A 487-nucleotide genomic window follows, 5' to 3' on the forward strand; every position below is an offset into this window, starting at 1 on the left:
GAGTGGTGGAATTGGTAGACACAAGGGATTTAAAATCCCTCGACTAACAAGTCGTGCCGGTTCAAGTCCGGCCTCGGGCACCACTTTTAATTATTTTACCAAGATAATTAAAAGTTAGATAAAATATTAATGAAAAGTTTAATACGGCACTAACTCAGTTGCCAGAACGTTTTACCGCGACATGGTCGCGCACCAACGGACAAATTACTGACAAAGTTTAACGCGGCACTAGCTCAGTTGGTAGAGCGCGACCTTGCCAAGGTCGAGGTCACGAGTTCGAGCCTCGTGTGCCGCTCCAAATTATTTGGAAGCGTTAAGGCGGAATGGCAGAGTGGCCATGCAGCGGATTGCAAATCCGTCCACCTCGGTTCGACTCCGGGTTCCGCCTCCATTTAATTACTCCACATGCTTTAAATAGCAAACTCGATGCCCGAGTGGTGGAATTGGTAGACACAAGGGATTTAAAATCCCTCGACTAACAAGTCGT

2 tRNA genes are annotated in these 487 nt (G+C 47.0%); both read left to right on the forward strand.

Annotated elements, in window-relative coordinates:
* Positions 1–222: 222 nt before the first annotated feature.
* Positions 223–298 (forward strand) — tRNA-Gly (locus tag AN391_RS19905).
* 19 nt (positions 299–317) lie between these two features.
* Positions 318–391, forward strand: a tRNA-Cys gene (locus AN391_RS19910).
* The last annotated feature ends 96 nt before the right edge of the window (positions 392–487 follow it).

This window comes from Pseudoalteromonas sp. P1-13-1a (assembly GCF_001401875.1).
In the GTDB taxonomy this organism is placed as follows: Bacteria; Pseudomonadota; Gammaproteobacteria; order Enterobacterales; family Alteromonadaceae; genus Pseudoalteromonas.